The sequence below is a fragment of the Streptomyces vulcanius genome (assembly GCF_042653945.1).
In the GTDB taxonomy this organism is placed as follows: domain Bacteria; phylum Actinomycetota; class Actinomycetes; order Streptomycetales; family Streptomycetaceae; genus Streptomyces; species Streptomyces mangrovi.
In genome coordinates, this window is sequence record NZ_JBHSFK010000002.1 from 405,713 (window position 1) to 422,592 (window position 16,880).

General features: G+C 68.5%; 20 protein-coding genes and 1 pseudogene. 9 read left to right on the forward strand and 12 right to left on the reverse strand.

Annotated features, from left to right (window positions below):
- Positions 1–405: 405 nt before the first annotated feature.
- Positions 406–1,260, forward strand: a complete 855-nt coding sequence (locus tag ACFPIH_RS04340) for a zinc-binding alcohol dehydrogenase family protein (RefSeq protein WP_381168323.1) — start codon at positions 406–408, stop codon at positions 1,258–1,260.
- A gap of 10 nt (positions 1,261–1,270) precedes the next feature.
- On the opposite strand, the gene ACFPIH_RS04345 is transcribed toward ACFPIH_RS04340, so the two are convergent.
- Both ACFPIH_RS04345 and ACFPIH_RS04350 read right to left on the reverse strand, forming a co-directional pair.
- Positions 1,271–3,079, reverse strand: coding sequence for a sensor histidine kinase (locus ACFPIH_RS04345; protein ID WP_381168325.1), 1,809 nt, complete (start codon positions 3,077–3,079; stop codon positions 1,271–1,273).
- Positions 3,069–3,806, reverse strand: a complete 738-nt coding sequence (locus tag ACFPIH_RS04350) for a response regulator transcription factor (RefSeq protein WP_381168327.1) — start codon at positions 3,804–3,806, stop codon at positions 3,069–3,071. The genes ACFPIH_RS04345 and ACFPIH_RS04350 overlap by 11 nt, the downstream gene beginning before the upstream one ends.
- A 341-nt stretch (positions 3,807–4,147) precedes the next feature.
- Here ACFPIH_RS04350 and ACFPIH_RS04355 point away from each other — a divergent pair, with 341 nt between their 5' ends.
- The 4 genes from ACFPIH_RS04355 to ACFPIH_RS04370 are packed head-to-tail and all read left to right on the forward strand — an operon-like array spanning position 4,148 to position 7,830.
- Positions 4,148–4,681 carry a hypothetical protein gene (locus tag ACFPIH_RS04355; protein ID WP_381168329.1) on the forward strand — a complete coding sequence of 178 codons (534 nt, stop codon included), beginning with the start codon at positions 4,148–4,150 and terminating at the stop codon, positions 4,679–4,681.
- The gene (locus ACFPIH_RS04360) at positions 4,668–5,924 is read left to right on the forward strand and encodes an efflux RND transporter periplasmic adaptor subunit (protein WP_381168331.1); all 1,257 of its coding nucleotides are present in this window, start codon (positions 4,668–4,670) and stop codon (positions 5,922–5,924) included. Before ACFPIH_RS04355 ends, ACFPIH_RS04360 begins: the two co-directional genes overlap by 14 nt.
- Positions 5,921–6,613 carry an ABC transporter ATP-binding protein gene (locus ACFPIH_RS04365; RefSeq protein ID WP_262059327.1) on the forward strand — a complete coding sequence of 231 codons (693 nt, stop codon included), beginning with the start codon at positions 5,921–5,923 and terminating at the stop codon, positions 6,611–6,613. The genes ACFPIH_RS04360 and ACFPIH_RS04365 overlap by 4 nt, the downstream gene beginning before the upstream one ends.
- Positions 6,610–7,830, forward strand: a complete 1,221-nt coding sequence (locus ACFPIH_RS04370) for an ABC transporter permease (RefSeq protein WP_381168334.1) — start codon at positions 6,610–6,612, stop codon at positions 7,828–7,830. The genes ACFPIH_RS04365 and ACFPIH_RS04370 overlap by 4 nt, the downstream gene beginning before the upstream one ends.
- Positions 7,831–7,905: 75 nt before the next feature.
- On the opposite strand, the gene ACFPIH_RS04375 is transcribed toward ACFPIH_RS04370, so the two are convergent.
- The gene (locus ACFPIH_RS04375; RefSeq protein ID WP_381168336.1) at positions 7,906–8,493 is read right to left on the reverse strand and encodes a hypothetical protein; all 588 of its coding nucleotides are present in this window, start codon (positions 8,491–8,493) and stop codon (positions 7,906–7,908) included.
- 125 nt (positions 8,494–8,618) lie between these two features.
- Between ACFPIH_RS04375 and ACFPIH_RS04380 the strand changes: the two genes are divergently transcribed.
- The gene (locus ACFPIH_RS04380) at positions 8,619–9,131 is read left to right on the forward strand and encodes a DUF1003 domain-containing protein (protein ID WP_381168338.1); all 513 of its coding nucleotides are present in this window, start codon (positions 8,619–8,621) and stop codon (positions 9,129–9,131) included.
- 431 nt (positions 9,132–9,562) lie between these two features.
- On the opposite strand, the gene ACFPIH_RS04385 is transcribed toward ACFPIH_RS04380, so the two are convergent.
- The 7 genes and pseudogenes from ACFPIH_RS04385 to ACFPIH_RS04415 all read right to left on the reverse strand — a co-directional run.
- Positions 9,563–9,796 (reverse strand): hypothetical protein, encoded by a 234-nt coding sequence (locus ACFPIH_RS04385; protein ID WP_381168340.1) that lies wholly within the window; start codon positions 9,794–9,796, stop codon positions 9,563–9,565.
- Positions 9,793–9,981, reverse strand: coding sequence for a hypothetical protein (locus tag ACFPIH_RS04390; RefSeq protein WP_381168342.1), 189 nt, complete (start codon positions 9,979–9,981; stop codon positions 9,793–9,795). The genes ACFPIH_RS04385 and ACFPIH_RS04390 overlap by 4 nt, the downstream gene beginning before the upstream one ends.
- The gene (locus ACFPIH_RS04395) at positions 9,978–10,148 is read right to left on the reverse strand and encodes a hypothetical protein (protein ID WP_381168344.1); all 171 of its coding nucleotides are present in this window, start codon (positions 10,146–10,148) and stop codon (positions 9,978–9,980) included. Before ACFPIH_RS04395 ends, ACFPIH_RS04390 begins: the two co-directional genes overlap by 4 nt.
- Positions 10,145–10,516, reverse strand: coding sequence for a hypothetical protein (locus tag ACFPIH_RS04400; RefSeq protein ID WP_381168346.1), 372 nt, complete (start codon positions 10,514–10,516; stop codon positions 10,145–10,147). Before ACFPIH_RS04400 ends, ACFPIH_RS04395 begins: the two co-directional genes overlap by 4 nt.
- An 11-nt stretch (positions 10,517–10,527) precedes the next feature.
- On the reverse strand, positions 10,528–10,872 hold the full coding sequence (locus tag ACFPIH_RS04405) for a hypothetical protein (protein WP_381168348.1): 345 nt from the start codon (positions 10,870–10,872) through the stop codon (positions 10,528–10,530).
- Positions 10,872–10,994, reverse strand: coding sequence for a hypothetical protein (locus tag ACFPIH_RS04410; RefSeq protein ID WP_381168350.1), 123 nt, complete (start codon positions 10,992–10,994; stop codon positions 10,872–10,874). The genes ACFPIH_RS04405 and ACFPIH_RS04410 overlap by 1 nt, the downstream gene beginning before the upstream one ends.
- A gap of 47 nt (positions 10,995–11,041) precedes the next feature.
- Positions 11,042–11,515: pseudogene (locus ACFPIH_RS04415) on the reverse strand (hypothetical protein); the annotation flags it as partial.
- Between the two features lie 277 nt (positions 11,516–11,792).
- Here ACFPIH_RS04415 and ACFPIH_RS04420 point away from each other — a divergent pair.
- The 3 genes from ACFPIH_RS04420 to ACFPIH_RS04430 all read left to right on the forward strand — a co-directional run bounded on the left by ACFPIH_RS04420 (position 11,793) and on the right by ACFPIH_RS04430 (position 14,472).
- Positions 11,793–12,599 carry an SDR family oxidoreductase gene (locus ACFPIH_RS04420; protein ID WP_381168352.1) on the forward strand — a complete coding sequence of 269 codons (807 nt, stop codon included), beginning with the start codon at positions 11,793–11,795 and terminating at the stop codon, positions 12,597–12,599.
- A 27-nt stretch (positions 12,600–12,626) separates the two neighbouring features.
- Entirely contained in the window at positions 12,627–13,520 is an 894-nt protein-coding gene (locus tag ACFPIH_RS04425; RefSeq protein ID WP_381168353.1) for a helix-turn-helix transcriptional regulator, read from the forward strand.
- A gap of 187 nt (positions 13,521–13,707) precedes the next feature.
- Positions 13,708–14,472, forward strand: coding sequence for a transposase (locus ACFPIH_RS04430; protein WP_417801365.1), 765 nt, complete (start codon positions 13,708–13,710; stop codon positions 14,470–14,472).
- Positions 14,473–14,677: 205 nt separating this feature from the next.
- On the opposite strand, the gene ACFPIH_RS04435 is transcribed toward ACFPIH_RS04430, so the two are convergent.
- Both ACFPIH_RS04435 and ACFPIH_RS04440 read right to left on the reverse strand, forming a co-directional pair.
- Complete coding sequence (locus tag ACFPIH_RS04435) at positions 14,678–16,240, reverse strand: hypothetical protein (RefSeq protein ID WP_381168357.1); 1,563 nt, start codon at positions 16,238–16,240, stop codon at positions 14,678–14,680.
- Between the two features lie 86 nt (positions 16,241–16,326).
- Positions 16,327–16,794 carry a hypothetical protein gene (locus tag ACFPIH_RS04440; protein ID WP_381168359.1) on the reverse strand — a complete coding sequence of 156 codons (468 nt, stop codon included), beginning with the start codon at positions 16,792–16,794 and terminating at the stop codon, positions 16,327–16,329.
- Between the last annotated feature and the right edge of the window lie 86 nt (positions 16,795–16,880).

Below are 16,880 nucleotides of genomic sequence, written 5' to 3' on the forward strand. Positions count from 1 at the left end.
AGATCGAACTCCTAAAGCGGGTGTCGCAGGTTCGAATCCTGCCGGGGGCACTGCGTCTGACCATGCCTGACCATGCCTGACCAGGCATGATGCGCCAGATAGGCCCCTCGGAAGTGATCTCCGAGGGGCCTTTTGGGCTGGCATGGGAACGAATGGGAACGCGCCGCCAAGCAGCGTCCTGTAGGGGAACCTGGATGAATCCCCTGGTTTCGTCCTCCCCTCTCGCACGGCCGCCGCTGGCACGTCCCCGCCCACATCGGCGCCCTCGAGCACGACAAGGGCTCGGAGTATTCGCATGGACATCCACGCCGCCGTGGTCAGCTCGTTCGACAACCCGCCCGCTACGAACCGTTCGACCTGCCGGCCCCGTCCGGCGAGGACCAGGCGCTCGTCGACGTCCTCGCGGTGGGCCTGCACCCCCGGGTGCGTACCGGCGCGTCGGGCAGCCACTACACCAGCACCGGGAAGCTGCCGATGGTCCCCGGGATCGACGGGGTCGGCCGGCGCGAGGACGGCCGGACGGTGTACTTCGTCGCCGATGACGAACTCGTCGGCCCGATGGCCACCCGAACCGTCATCGACAGCCGTCGCAGCGTCGTGCTGCCCGACGGCGTGGACGTGGTGAGGATCGCCGCGGCGATGAACCCGGCCATGTCCGCCTGGGTGGCGCTGCGCCGCCGCGTCCCGATCGAGGCAGGGCAGTCCGTACTGATCCTCGGCGCGACCGGGAACGCAGGGCAGATGGCCATCCAGGTCGCCAAGCGGCTCGGCGCGGGGCGGGTTGTCGGCGCGGGCCGTGACCGGGCCCGGCCGGCGACCCTGCCGGGGATCGGCGCCGACGCGACCGTCGCGCTCACCGACGACGCCGAGGCCACCGCGGCGGCGCCGGCCGAGACGGCCACCGAGGTCGACCTGGTCGTGGACCACCTCTGGGGCAGGCCCGCCGGTGACGCGATCATGGCGCTGCTGCGGGCCCGCGCCGACCGCAGCCGCGCGCTGAACTGGATCCAGATCGGCTCCATGCCCGGCCCGACCATCGAACTGCCCTCCGTGGCACTGCGTTCGGCGAACTTCCGGTTGCAGGGCAACGGCCAGGGCGCCGTGTCCACCAGGGCGTATCTGGCCGAACTGCCGTCCCTCATCGAGGAGATCGACGGTGGCGGCATCGCGGTCACCGCCAGGACGATGCCCCTGGCCGACGTCGGGACCGCGTGGACCGAGCCCGAGGTACCGGGCGTACGCACCGTACTGACGCCCTGAACCGCCGTGGTCAGTCGGGCAGTTGGAGAGTGAAGACCGTCTCGGTTCCGGGCGAGCTGGTGACGCTGAGGCTGCCGCCGTGGGCCTCGGTGAACCGGCGGGCGATGGAGAGGCCGAGGCCGCTGCCGCCGGTGTGCCGGTTGCGGGACTTCTCGGCGCGCCAGAACCGGTCGAAGACATGCGGCAGGTCCTCCGGGCCGATGCCGGAACCGGTGTCGCTGACCTGGATCAGGACGGTGTTCCCGGTCCGGCGGGACCGCACGGTGACACTGCCGCCGGGGGGAGTGTGGCGTACGGCGTTGGACACCAGGTTGCCGACGGCCTGGCGCAGCCGCATGGGGTCCGCGTACAGCTCGGTGTCACCGTCGGTGCGGACGTCCAGGGTGATGCGCGCGCTCTGGGCCTGGCCGCCGTGGGCGGTGGCGACGTGGTGCAGGAGGTCGCCCGCGTCCAGGAGCTCACGGTGCAGCTGGAGCGTGCCTGCCTCGGCCGCCGCCAGGTCCCGGAGGTCGTCGATGAGGTGCTGGAGCAGCAGGGTCTCCTCCAGCAGCACCGAGGTCACGTCGTCGTCCGGGGTGAGCACACCGTCCTGGGTGGCTTCCAGCCAGCTGCGGATGGTGCTGAGCGGTGTCCGCAGTTCGTGGGCGATGTCGCTGACCATGGCCTTGCGCTGCGCTTCGGTGCGTTCCCGGTGCGCGGAGAGGTCGTTGAAGGCGGCGGTGAGGCGGCCGATCTCGTCGCCGGTGGTCACCGGGACGCGGAGCTGCGGGCGGCCCGGGTTCCGTACGGCGCTGGTGAGCGCGCGCAGCGGTCTGACCAGGCGGACGCCGATCACCACGGTCACGGTCATGGTGAGCACGAGGACGAGGGCGACGACCCCGATGATGCGGATGGTGTTGGCCTGCGACAGGTCGAAGCCCGGAACCGCCGATCCGGCCGGTTCACTGACGAACAGCTGTGCCGCCGGGGCGACGTAGGCGGCGAGCTGTTCCCGGCGGCTGGAGTTGACACAGTTCTGCTCGGCCGGGGTGTCGGCGTCGCCCGGCTTGGGGGAGAGCGTGAGGTCGAGTACCACGGCGGGCCGGCCCTGATGTGCCAGACAGGTCCTGATCAGCTTGTTGAGGCTGTCGAGAGCCTTCAGCTCGCCCGGTGTCGCAAGTGCGAGCTGGAGCGCGGATTCGCACTTGACTAGGGCGTAGGCCTCCTTTGCGTCGTCGTCGGTCTCGATGCTGGGGTGACCGCTGAGCGAGACGGAGACCTTGGCGGGGAAGCCGAGCTTGCGGATACAGTCCCTGAGCGTGTTCGCGCTCCTGAGGAGATCCTGGCGCTGTACGGCCGAAAGCCGGAACGGGCCGAGGACACGGGGGTCGATACGGTCGGCGCCGGCGTCGGGGAACAGCGCGGGGTCGACCTGGAGCGGGTCGATGACCGCGAACGCATGGTCGGGCAGCGGCGATGTGCCGGGCGCGGAGTCCGCGATCGTCCGGCGGCCGCGGTCCTGGGCGGTGAGGGTGATACGCCGGTTGGTCCGGTCGGCGAGCTGGCTGATCGTCCGTGTGACTCCGTCCCAACTCGGGTGGACGGCGGCGTAGTCGGTGAGCGTCTTGTAGATGTCCGTGTCGTCGGAGAGGACCTGCCCCTGCTCCTGGCGGATCGCGCTGGTGGTGGTCCGTACCGCAAGCCAGGCGGTGGCGGTGATCGCGCAGAGGGCGACGAGAAGCGAGGAAGCCAGCAGCCTGACCAGCAGACTCCTGCGCAGCGGCACCCTGGTCTCGGGGGTCTCGGGGGTCTCGGCGTGCACCGCGGGCTCAGTGCGCACGGTGGCCCTCGGGGCCGTCAGCCATCTTGTAGCCGACCCCGAAGACGGTCAGCAGGAGGACCGGCTGCTTCGGGTCGGCTTCGAGCTTCTTGCGCAGGTTCAGGATGTGCACGTCGATGGTGCGCTCGGTGATGAAGCGGTCGGACCCGCGGGTCCGGGTCAGCAACTGCCGCCGGGTGAAGACCCGTTCGGGCTCGGCCGCCATGACCGCCAGGACCTCGAACTCCCCGGGGGTGCATTCCACCTGCCGCCCGCCGAGGTGGACGGTGTGCCGGACCGGATCCACCGAGAGGGCGCCGGCCCGCAGGACCGGGTCGGTCGTCCGGCGGTCGTCCGGGACGTCGGCGCCGCCGCCGGTACGCCGGCTGCGCCTCAGCAGGGTGCGGATACGGGCCATCAGCTCACGGGGGCTGTAGGGCTTGGTCATGTAGTCGTCGGCGCCGAGGTCGAGGCCGAGCAGCAGGTCCTCCTCGGTGGCGCGGGCGGTCAGCATCAGCACCGGGAGGCCGGACGACTCCCCCCGCAGAATGCGGCAGACGTCCAGGCCGTCGACCACCGGCATCATCACGTCGAGGACGAGCAGATCGGGCGGTCGGCGGCGGGCCTCGTCGATCGCGGCACGTCCGTCGTGCACCACAAGGGCGGTGTGGCCCTCGCGTTCCAGATAGCGCCGGATCACCGTGGCCTGTCTGACGTCGTCCTCGGCCACCAGGACATGTGCGCACATGCTGCCGACCATAGGGCGGGGCGCTGCGATTCAGACAGGTTTTTGTTGGTGGCCTGACAGGATCCTCATATCGCTCGGCCATGGTGGCCGCCATGCCGAACATCAATGACCGGCCAGGCCTTGGTGCTGTGGCCGCAGACGTGTCCCGGGTCCGTCCGGTGGCCGGTTCGTCCTCAACCGCCGCCGGACGGCCCCTGTGCCTTGTCCTCAATCGCCGGACGGGCTGATTGCAGCCCGTCCGGCGATTGAGGACACAGCGCGGCCGAAGGCTGCGCAACCCGGCGAACCAATGCGGCCACAGCACCAGGTCCCGATCCGTCGCGTTGGCCGCCCTCGGGGTGGTGGCGATTTCCGCGCTCACCGCGTGCGGTGGCGGATCCTCCGGTGCGGGCAAGGCCGGTGACACCGACGTGGCCTCGATCTCCAGCCCGGCCGCGAGCGCCGGATCGGCCGGGCCGAGCGCCGACCCCGACTCCGGCCGCCCCCAACTGCGCCTGGACGGCAGCGAGGAGGAACACCGGAAGCTCAACAACGCCTGGGTGTCCTGCCTTCAGGACCACGGAGTGAAGACGTACACGAAAGGCTCGGCGGGCGCCGAATGGATCTTCCCGGGCGTGAACGTTTCGGACTTTCCCGCATCGGCGAAGGTCTGCGCCTTGAAGCAACCACTTCAGCCTGTGGAGACGGACCCGAAGAAGAACCCGCATTATGCGGATGACTTCCGCGAATGGATCAGGTGCATGAACTCCAAGGGGCTCAAGGTTGTCGGGCTGCCCGACAACGCGGGCTGGAACTACGCCTCCAACAACCAGCCGGCCAATTCGGATGAAATCGAGAGCAGTTGCCGGCTGGAGGCATTCAGTGCGAAGAAGTGAGCACGCTCAGGCCGACGAACCGCCCGGCAGCGCGGCGCCGGGGAAAGCGCGGAAACGGGTCGTCATCGCGGTGGCCGCACTGCTCACGGCAGGCGTGGTGGGGGTCGGCCTGGCCGGGGTGAGGAGTGGTGGGAAGCCGTCGGGCGCCGCGGCGAGCGGTGCGCCCCGGGTGAGCACCGTCGCGGTGGTCAGGACCGACCTGTCCAGCACCCTTTCGCTGAGCGGAACCCTGGGCTACGGCAGGACCGTATCGGTGAAGGGCGGCAAGGACGGCCTGGTCACCCAGCTGCCGGCGGTGGGGGCCAAGGTGTCCAGGGGCAGGTCCCTGTACCGGCTGGACGATCGTCCGGTGCCGGTGTTCTACGGGACCACACCGCTGTTCCGCCCCCTGGACACCAGGGGTCTCATGGGCAGGGACGTCAAGGTGGTCGCGGACAACCTCAGGGCGCTCGGCTACGACATCGGCGCCCAGCCGGCGTCGGGCAGTTGGGTCGCGCAGCGGCCGGAGCCGACCGGCGCCGCGAGCGCCTCGCCGTCCTCGCCGTCCGCGTCGCCCTCGCAGTCCGCGTCGCCCTCGCCGTCCCCGTCACCGTCCTACGTCCGGGTCAAGCCCGGCGAGGGGGTGCTCACCGCCTCCCTGATCGCGGCGGTCGGGCGGTGGCAGACCCAGGTCGGTATGCCCTCCACCGGAGTCCTCGGCGCCGGCGACGTGGCGGTGCTGCCGGGCGAGGTACGGGTCGGTGCCGTACAGGCGCAGCCCGGCGACCCGGCCACCGGAACGCTGATGTCGGTCACCGGTACCGCCAAGTCGGTGTCGGTGTCGCTGGACGCGACCGACGTCGACTCGATCGAGCAGGGTGACAAGGCGACCGTGACGCTGCCCGACAACTCCGAGGCCCATGGCGCCGTCTCTGCCATCAGCACGGATGCCCAGGCCTCCGACCAGGCAGGCGGTGACTCCGGCGGCACACCGCAGCTGGTGGTGACCGTCTCGCTGGACAGCACGGCGGCGCTGCGCCGCCTCAACTCCGCACCCGTACAAGTGCAGTTCACCGGGCAGACCAAGAAGGGCGTACTGGCCGTGCCGGTCGGCGCGCTGCTCGCGCTGAGCGGCGGCGGTTACGCGCTCCAGCTCCCCGGCGGCCGTCTGCTGGCCGTCGAGACGGGGATGTTCGCCAAGGGACTGGTGGAAGTGAGCGGCACCGGCATCACCGCGGGCACCAAGGTGGAAACGGCCTCATGACCGACCGCACACGTCCGGTACTCACCGTCCGCAACGCGAGCATGGCGTATCCCGGCGGGGTCAACGCGCTGGACGATGTCTCGCTGGCCATCGGGACCGGTGAACTGCTGGCCATCGTCGGACCTTCCGGGTCCGGCAAGTCCACTCTGCTGAACATCATGGGCACCCTGGACCGGCCGACGAGCGGCACCGTGGAGATCGGCGGCCGGGACGTTTCCTCGCTCTCCGACCGGCGGTTGTCCGCGCTGCGTGGCCGCTGGCTCGGCTTCGTCTTCCAGCAGTTCCATCTCACCGAGGGGCTGACCGCAGCCGAGAACGTCGCCACCGGTCTGCTCTACGCGGGTGTGCCGCGCGGCCGGCGCCGTCCGCTGGCGCTGGAGGCGCTGGCCCGGGTCGGCCTGGGCCACCGGGCCGGACACCTCTCGCACCAGCTCTCCGGCGGTGAACGCCAGCGCGTCGCCATCGCCCGGGCTCTGGTCAACAACCCCGCGCTGGTGCTCGCCGACGAGCCCACCGGCGCGCTGGACACCGCCAACGGACGGGCCGTCCTTGAACTGCTGACCGAGCTGAACGACGAGGGCACCACCATCGCGATCATCACCCACGACCGGGACATCGCCGAGCGGCTGCCCCGCCGGGTGGAGATCCTCGACGGGCGCCTCGTCGCCGACACGTATGAGGGGTCATGAACACCAACGTCACCGAGGCGAACAGCAGGCCGGTACGGCTGGCCCCGCTGGATCTTCTGGGGCTGGGTCTGCTCGGCATCCGTACCCGGAAGATGCGGGCCGCGCTGTCGGCCCTTGGCATCTCGATCGGCATCGCCACCATGATCGTCGTCACCGGGATCCCGGCCTCCAGCCAGAAGGCGCTGCTGAACGAGCTCTCGGCGATGGGCACCAACATGCTCCAGGCGCAGCCGGTCCCCAATCCGAACTCACCGGTGCTACTCCCGCCGGAATCGGTGGACATGGTCCGCCGTATCGGTCCGGTCACCATGGCCAGTGCCGTCGCCAACACCCATGCCACCGTGCACCGTTCGGACCATGTCGACCCCGACGACTACGCCGGACTCACCATCCTGGCCAGCGAGGTCAACCTGCTCCCGGCCATCAACGCCGAGGTGCGGTCGGGCCGCTTCCTCAACGCCGCCACCGAGAGGTTCCCCACCGCGGTGCTCGGTTCGGTCGCCGCCACCCGGCTCGGCTTCGCGAAGCTGAACGACCGGGGACCCGCCCCGCAGATCTACATCAACGACCGCTGGTTCACGGTCATCGGCATCCTTGCCCGGACCCCGCTCTCCCCCGACATCGACCGCTCGGTACTCGTCGGATGGGACGCCGCCCGCGCCCAGTTGAAGTTCGACGGACACCCCACGGTGATCTACATCAAGGCCAGGGAATCCGCCATGGAGGCGGTCCGGGGCGTGCTGCCCGCCACGGTCTACCCGGAACTGCCCGGCATGGTCCAGATCAGCCGCCCGTCCGACGCGCTGGCCGCGAAGCGCGCCACCCAGACCACCTTCTCCGCCCTCTTCCTGGGACTCGCCGGAGTCGCGCTGCTGGTCGGCGGTATCGGAGTGGCCAACACCATGGTCATCTCGGTCCTCGAACGCCGCCGTGAGATCGGCCTGCGCCGCGCGCTGGGCGCCAACCGGGGCCAGATCCGCGGCCAGTTCCTCACCGAGTCCGTCGTACTGTCCGCGCTCGGCGGCGTGGCCGGTACGGTCCTCGGCATCCTGGCCACCGTCGGCTACGCCACCTACCAGCACTGGCCGCCGGTCGTCCCGCTCACCTCGGTGGCGGAAGGGTTCGGCGGCGCCGTACTCGTCGGCATGATCGCCGGTGTCTACCCGTCCATCAGGGCCGCCCGCCTCACCCCCACCGAGGCCCTCGCGTCAGCATGAACGACATGGACGACATGGACGACATGGACGAAGGGCGTTGGGCCGTTGGACGGCCCAACGCCCATGCGTACACGCCTACTTCTGGAAGGCCTTCACCTGGCAGGCGGTTTCGTTCTCCTCGAAGTGCGGAGGATTCGGCTGGCTCTGGTCGAAGGAGAAGTCGGAGCCGCCGGGGGCCATGGTGGCCCTGATGCCGTGGGCGTTCAGGCACTTCACCATGACCCGCAGGTCGTCGGAGTAGTCCGGATTCTGGGCCGGGTCCAGCTCCGGCGGCGTAATCGGCTGCTTCGACGCGCAGGCCTTCGTTCCGGCCTTCTCGGCCGGAGTGGTCGGCGCCCCCTTCAGCGGCCCGCCCTTCGCCCTCAGGCAGGCGTACCAGCTGTCCCACATCCGGTTGGTCTCCTCGGTGGAGCTGTCCAGCCGGATGACGGGGCGGCCGGCGTCGGGGTCCGTTGTCCGCGTCGGTGTCCCAACTGCCTTGCTCGGGCTCGCGATCGAGGCGACATCGCTGTCGTCGGCACTGCTTCTGTCACTCCCGCTGCCCGAGCCGCCGCCACCGCACGCGGTGAGGACGACAAGGCCCGTTGCGCCGATGGCGGTGAACAGGGCTGCCCGCGCGGAGCGGCCGGGAACCGGCCAGCTGCGATGAGAGGGGTTCGTCATGGCGGCCACTGTGGCCGAACGATATGAGCATCCTGTCAGGTTGCTGACAAGGGCTTGTCTGAAACCGGCCGGGCAGCCGGCCCCGGGCCTCCGGGGCCGGTGGCACCGTCCGGCACTATGAGCGCATGAGCCCGGATTCCGATTCCGATGGAAGCCCCTCCCGCGCGCGCAGGACCGCCCGCGTCGCGCACGAGGGGGATGTCTTCGCGCGGATGCGCACCACGCAGGACCGGGTCGCGGACGCGATCACCGCGTTCGCCGGGACCATGCTCTTCGTCTACATCCATGCCGCGTGGTTCGCCGTCTGGATCGCGCTCAACGAGGGCCTTCTGGGCTCGGTAGGGGTCTTCGACCCGTATCCGTTCGGGCTGCTCACCATGATCGTCAGCCTGGAGGCGATCTTCCTGTCGACCTTTGTGATGGTGAGTCAGAACCGGCAGGCCGCGCGGGAGAACGTGAGGGCCGACCTGGACTTCGAGACGAACCTGCGCTCGGAGGTCTGGGCGGTGCACATCGGCAAGGCGCTCGGCCTCGACCCGGAGGAGATCGAGCGGCGGGTCCAGGAGATCTCCGCGCAGAGCCGCGCAGGCCTGGACGGCGGCTCGGACGCGTCCCCGGTCGACCCCCGCTCGCTGTAGCCGCCGCGGTACCGGCCGATTCGGCCCGTCCGGCGCTTGAGGACAACACTGGCGCGCCGCCACGTGAGTGTGCGGCATGAGGGTGAGTCCGCGGGTCGGGGCGGGTTGCGGGGAACCGTGGTCGCGCTTCACCTGCCAGGCGACGCCGGCCACCAGCTCGGCGACCTGCGTACTGAAGTCGTAGGCGTCGTGCGTCTCCCAGTTGGCCGCGCCGGGAGCTGCACGGACGTGGTCCACCGCGGCCTTCAAAGCGGGGTTCATGTCGAACATGAGGTAGGCGCCGCACTTACGGCAGGTCACATCCTTGATGTGCGACTCGTACACGGGATCGGACGTGAACACGGTCAGCCCGCATGCGGTGCGGTGCCCCGAGAAGGTCACGTGCCCCTCTCCGGGCGTGCTCAGAACCTGTGCGGCCATGAAGTCAGCCATCAGAAGCCCCTCGTGCTCATGAACTCGTCCAAGTCTTCGCCGTAGTGCTCCAAGACCGCTTCCTCCGACGTCGTTTGCATGCCGGACGTGAGGGCCGAGATCGTGGTGTTCACCATGAGCGACAGCGGCTCTTCCCACTCGTCGTCACACGGGATGTCGTCGATGATCAACTGGAGCGCCGCATTGGCGGCCTCGGTGACCTGGTCCTCGGTGTAGGTCTTGACCTCGTTCACTTTCCGTCCTCCAGAATCTCCAGGACTGAAGCGTCCTCGGTCTCCAAGCTGCGGGGGTTGCACGTCTCGCAGTAGCGGACGTGGGTGTTGCACATCCGGACCGTTCCGGCCGGTGTGGTGAACAGGGTGTGGAGCTGGGGACAGTTGGCGGCCTTGAGCGCCATCCCGTTGTGCCAGGTATTCACGCCGACCACGCCCGAGCGTCGTCCGGATTGATCCAACCCTTGCGGCCGGCCGAGTCCTTCACCTCGATGAGCCCGTGTGCGGTGTAGCGGACGACTCTCAGTCGCTCACGCCCCAGCGCACTCCCGTCGTAGATGATCTGCCTGGCCTTGAACCTGTTGTCGCTCACTTGCCAGACTCCTTGATCCGGGTCGTGCGCACGGTCCCGTTCGGCATGCGTCGCTCCACGTCAATGGGCGCTGGCCCGTCGAGGAATCCGCGCAGCAGCGAGGACGTGTGGGCGTGGTATCCGATGCCTTCGTAGGAGTAGGCGCCCCAGGAGCGGACGCGCGTCACGGGGTCGTACGCACCTTCCTCAGCCGCCCACGTGCTGTTCGCTGGGATGGTGATCCGGCCGTACTCAGCCGAGCGTCTCAGGCCCTCGCGGTACTGCTCCTCCGCTCGGTTCGGATCTCGCCCGTCGTACTCCGTGACGAAGCTCTCGGGCTTCAGAAACGCTTCCGGAGGAAGCGCGGTGAGTTCGAAATAGGGGCGCACGCTGTATCTCCTCAGGGGCGAACGTCGACTACGCCGAACTTCTCGACGGCGTAGGCTTCCATAACGGTGAAAATGAGTCGCAGTTCCGTGTCCCCGAAGTCGATCACGTCGATTTCTTCCCACGTAGACGGTGTGCCGCCCTGCGAGTTGTCCCAGTTGTTGAACCAGTAGGTTCCCGCGTCGGTCATCCGAGAGACGCGGATGACTGACCGCTCACGCCCGTACCATTGGAGCTGGTACTGTTCGCCGCCCCCCTTTCGCTCCCAGATATGAAGTGAGTTGTAGCCGTAATTCCCGCCACGGATAGCGAGCGGGTAGGCGTAAGGCGCACTTTCCACCTTCTTCTTACGCGGCATCACACCGCCTCTCCCACGGGGTAGGTGTTCTGGATGATGAGTTCCCACGCCTCGTTCAACTCGGCCGTGGTGTCGTACTTGCTCAACCAGACATTTCCCTGAGAGTCCTCGGTGAGGATCACGGCTTCGAGCTGATACAGGCCGAACCAGGCGGCACCGCTGACGCTGTCACCGGCTGGTCCGCGCCGGGCAGCAGCGGGGTGTGACGGGCCAGTTCGTGCAGGAACCGGCGGGCCACGGCGTGCAGTTGCCTCACATGCCCGTGGGTGAAGGAGCGCAGGAACGACCCCAGCGTGGACGGGGCCCGCACTCCGGAGAACAGGCGGCCCATCGCGCCGTGCCGCAGCCGGTCCATGTCGTCGATGCTGTCGGCGCCCACGGCCATGCCGCCCACCAGCGACATCGGTTTCGCCGCAGGGAAGGCGCCGGTGCCGTCCTTCGAGTCGGGCAGCCGGACGTGCTCCCTGACCAGCGCGGGCAGACCGCACCGCTCGGCCAGCCACACCACCGGCTCCAGCCCGCCGTACGCGATCAGGTTCGGATCATCGAACGCGGATGAGACCGCCGCCGCGGCACGGGAAGATTGCCTCTCGGAAGTGCCTTGTCGATCGTGCCTGATGTGGTCCTGGAAAAACCCCGTCATCGCAGGTCGCAAGGCACTTCTTCGTTTCTGGGTGAACCATCCACGGGCATCAAGCCGGGGTGATCCGGACTCGGCGCACCAGGGAAGGGGGGTTTGACAGTACCTGTATCACCAGGGTCTCCCCGACGTTCCAAACGCCTGTCAACCTGGTCGAGGCGAAAGCGCCGACAACACTCCATGGAAACGCACTGCAGCTTTACCATCATCATTCAATTCAGCTGCCCCGAATGCGTGACCGTGTCGGCGCATTCTTTTACGACAGAAGGGACGGAGACCAATGGCGGACAACCAGTTCACCACTCACACAGAACTTTTCGATCTGAGGGGAAAGTACGCCCTTGTCACTGGCGGCACCAGAGGCATTGGGATGATGATTGCGCGCGGCCTTCTCCAGGCGGGCGCCCGCGTCGTCATCAGCTCACGCAACGCAGACACGTGCGCGGAGGCACAGCGTCTACTGTCCGAATTCGGCGACGTGCGAGCAATCCCCGCCGACCTGTCCAGGCACGACGAGTGTCAGCGCCTCGCTGATCTTGTCCAGGCCGACTCGGAACGCCTGGACATCCTTGTCAACAACGCGGGAGCGATGTGGCGCGAGCCGCTGGAGACGTTCCCGGACGAGGCCTGGGATGCAGTGCTCGACCTCAACCTCAAGTCGCCGTTCTGGCTGGTGCAGGCACTGCTCCCGGCACTTCGTAAGGCGGGCACCGCCGATGATCCCGCACGGATCATCAACATCGGCAGCATCGCCGCCATCCACGTCGCCCCGTCGCCCAACTACTCGTACGCCAGCAGCAAAGCGGCACTCCATCAGCTCACCAGGGTGCTTGCCAGGGAGCTGGGCCCACAGCACATCACGGTGAACGCGGTAGCACCGGGAGTGTTCCCGTCGCAGATGATGGCGACCACTCTCGATGCCATCGGCGACACGATCGCGGCGGCGGCCCCTCTGCGCCGGGTCGGCCGCGACGACGACATGGCGGGTGCCGCCGTGTTTCTCGCCAGCCGGGCCGGGTCCTACCTCACGGGCGCCATCATCCCGGTGGACGGCGGTACCGCAACGACCGCAACAAATATGCATTAGATTGCGGGACGGGCTTACGGTGAGGAGATGACCACGATGGATCTACGCACCGAGATCCGGGAGTTTCTCAGCTCGCGTCGCGCCCGCATCGCACCCGAGCAGGCGGGCCTGCCCGCTTACGGCGGCAACCGCCGGGTCAAAGGTCTGCGCCGCGAGGAGGTCGCGCTCCTGGCGGGGGTATCGGTCGACTACTACGTGCGCATGGAGCGCGGCAGCCTCGCCGGTACCTCCGACGGCGTGCTCGACGCGTTGGCCTCTGCCATGCAGCTCGACGAAGCCGAGCGCGACCACCTGTTCCACCTCGCGCGCCAATCGAGGGCGCCCCGCAGCCCACGCCGGCGCAGGCCTGCCGTGACGGTGCGCTCGACGCTGCAGCAGGTGCTCGACGCGATCTCCGATGCGCCGGCCTGGATCGGTAACGGTCGTTATGACGTGCTCGCCATGAATCAACTCGCTCGCGCGCTGTATTCACCGGTGCTGGCCGACCCGCGACGGCCCGCGAACACAGCGCGGTTCGTCTATCTAAACCCTGAGGCGGCCAGAGATTTCTTTGTCGACTACGACCAGGTTGCCGGTGGCGTGGCCGCGAAGCTGCGTATGGAAGCCGGCCGCAATCCGCACGACGAGGAACTGATCGCCCTGGTCGGCGAACTGTCAACGTGCAGTGAGCTGTTTCGGCAGCGGTGGGCATCTCAGGACGTGCGGCTGCACCGGTCCGGCCGCAAGCGTATGCACCATCCGATCGTGGGCCAGCTCGACTTGGACGTCGAATCCCTGGAACTGCCCGCCGAACCCGGCCTGCACCTCAACATCTACACCGCACCCGCGGGCACACCGACCGCTGACAATTTGGCGCTCCTGGCGTCGTGGGCGGCCACCCAACAGACGCTGGCGACCGAGCTCGAAGCACACAACGGATAGTCCAACCCCTTCAGCCGTACCAGGGTCCGTCTCCCCGACCGGCGCGGGCAGACCGCACCGCTCGGCCAGCCGCACCACCGGCTCCAGCCCGCCGTACGCGATCAGGTTCGGATCATCGAACGCGGATGAGACCGCCGCCGCGGCACGGGAAGATTGCCTCTCGGAAGTGCCTTGTCGATCGTGCCTGATGTGGTCCTGGAAAAACCCCGTCATCGCAGGTCGCAAGGCACTTCTTCGTTTCTGGGTGAACCATCCACCGACATCAAGCCGGTGGATCCGGGCTCAGTCTGAGCTGATACGGCTCCTTGAGTCACTACGTTCGGCCGACGGAATCGAGCTCATCCGCGCCGTCGCCCAGCGAATGGTGCAGGAGCTGATCGAGGCCGAGGCGACCGCACATGTCGGCGCGGAGTGGAACGAGCACACGCCGACGCGGACCAACGTCCGCAACGGGCACCGCGAGAAGGTGTTGACCACGCTGGCCGACGATCTGGACCTGGAGATCCCCAAGGTCCGCACCGGCAGCTTCTTTCCCTCACTGCTGGAGCGACGGCGCCGCATCGACCAGGCGTTCGACGACCAGTGGTGGCTCCAGCGCTTCACCCCGCGCAAGCCGCGCAGCAAGTGGTCCAAGGCTAACCGGGACAAGGTGGCCGCCCTGATCGAGCAGGGCCGGATGCATCCTGCGGGGCAGGCCGAGATCGACCGCGCCAAGGCAGACGGCCGCTGGGAGGCGGCCTACGACGGCGCGAAGAACGCCACGGTGCCGGACGACCTCGCGGCGGTCCTGACCGCCGACCCGGCCGCGGCGGAGTTCTTCGGGACACTGGACCTGCAGAACCGCTACGCGATCCTGTACCGGGTCCAGGACGCCAAGAAGCCCGAGACCCGGGCACGCCGGATCGAAAAGTACGTAGCGATGCTGGCGAAGGGCGAGAAGCTGTACCCGTAGTCGCGGAGAGCACTCGCGGCCGCGTAGTCCTGAGCTCCCGGCGCCCACGGCCCCGGCAGCAGCCACCGGGTGCTGTCGCCGAGCATGACGAAACTCAGCGGGCCCTTCCTGTGCGTCGTCGAGGTAGGGCCAGCCGCCCACGGAGTTCCGTGTCGGCTGGTCCAGCGGCTCCGTCCCCACCTCGATCCCCGCGATCGGTGCGACTTCACCGTGAAGCGGGCTCGACGACCGTCACCTGGTCGACCGTCGCCTCCAAGGAACACGCCGACTCCGCCTTCAGGGGGCGATACAGCTCCTGGAAGCCTTCGCAGCCTCGCAGCGATGACGACCACTCGCTCAACCCGGCCGCCAGGCGCTCCCGTTCGGCCTGGGTGCCGGCCGCCGACAACCCCGCGGCCACTTCTTTGATCATCAGGCTGTCCGGTTCGTCGAAGGCGGCTTCGATGTCAGCCGTCTGCTGGGCGAGCGCCTTACGGAGTGCCGCGCCATTGGCAAGGTGGTCGCTCATGCCCAGGAGCGTCCAGGCCAGATAGCGGTCCTCGGCGGTCCGGACAGGGAACTCCTCCGCCCGGATCCGGGGTGCGTCCCGGCCGAGTTCGTGGAGCTGCCTGACCACCTGGTCGGCGATGACCACGTTGTCCCGGTCCACTCCCCCTTCCAGCCAACTCACCGCGAGATCCGCCGCTTCGTCCTCCAGAGCCTCGTCGGCCGAGCCGGCGTATCTCAGGATGATCGCGCACATGAGGAGACCGGCAACGCTGTGATGGGCGCGCGCCTGCGGAATCTGGTCGCGCACGGCAGCGACGGTGCGGGGGCCGGAGATCTGGCGGAAGGAGCCGACACGCTCGGCCAGAACCGCTGCGTAGTAGGTGTTCTCCAGTGTGCCCAGTCGGACGACGTGCTGTTTCAGCAGACCCGTTCCGGCGTCGACGCGTCCCCGTAGGGCTGCTGCCAGCGGAGCAAGGTCATCGCGCGCGCCGCCCGCCTTCACCCAGCTCTCGGCCAGGAAGAAGGCTTCGAACTCCGATCCGGCGACCTCCATGGTGAGGTGCGGCTTCAGCCAGTCGAGAACCTGTTTCTTCAGGCTGTCCTGCTCCGGTCGGCCGCGCAGTTCCATGACGCACAGGGCGCCGTACACGTTCGTCACCGTCTCGGCCGAGAAGGCAGGACCGGGGATCCCCTCCTCCGACTCCGTGCGCGTCCATGTCCTGGTGTCCAGTCCGAGATAGGAGGCGGCCTGCAGGGCACGGCACAGTGAGTACGGGCTCCGTGCGACGGCGACGGCGGAGGTCAGGTCCTTGGACAGAGCCCGGTGTTCGGCGCGCGGCACGGTCATCGACTTGGCGCGCATCACGTCGGTGACGGCCGCGATCACCGCGATGCGTTCCGCGGCGTTGTCGCTCGGCTTGTATGCGTCCAGGATTCCCTCGGCCCATGTCCCGGGAATGTCCGTGCCCGTGGCGCGTTCCACCTGCACCGCGTACCAGCGGGACCAAATGGGATCGCCCTTGCTCAACCCCTTGAGGTCGCGGGCGAGTTCAGAGGCGTCGCCGAGCTCGGGCGGCTGGTTTGTCGCCGCCGCGATGACCGGAAGTCCGTAGGCGCCGGCGTACCAGGACGGACCGCCGTCGGACGACAGGCCCGGCCGCGTGAACAGTTGGTTGTCGCCGACCAGCGTCCCCAGTTCCGTCAGGAGCCGGTCGCCGGGCTGCGGGGCCTTTGCCCGAGCCCCGACGACCGTGGCGATGATCACCAGGGGAAGCACCACGGCCACGACCAACCCGAACCAAAGCGTCTTCTGCGACGGGGGCCGTCGCCGACGGCCCCCGTCCAAGGCAGCATCCCTCATGGAGATCAGGTCGACGCTGTGACGATCTTCGTCTGGCCGTTGTAGAAGGCACTGGCCGTCGTGCTGCCAGTCACCCCCAGCGTCCGCCAGTTGGTGCACAGCCGGCCGCTCAGATAGGAGCCGCGGGAACCGTTGTTGTTGGTCCAGCTGCCCGACACCGGGTCACCGCTCTGGCCGAACGCGGTCACGGAGGGCGCGACCCCCCAGGGGTCGAACTTGGTCACGTTCTTCACCCAGTCGTGCCCGGCCACGGGAGCGTGGCTGCCCGAGACGACCGCGGACGAGGAGAAGTCCGCGCATCCGCCCGAGGCCCACGTCGCGATCCAGATGTTGGCGGTCAGCTTGGCTCCGTTGCTGAACGACGAGCTGGCGCTGCCGCTCGCCGCCGACGCCGGGCTCACGCCCGCCAGAGCGAGAGCCGCCGCGGCAGGTATGGCCATCACGGAGGTGAGAAGAGTCTTTCGTCCTGTCACTGGAGTCCTCCTCGGGACGTAGTTCCTTGCTCTGAAGCGTGGTTGGGGCACCTTGCTCCGGCCTTACGCGAACCTTGCGCCGCTCG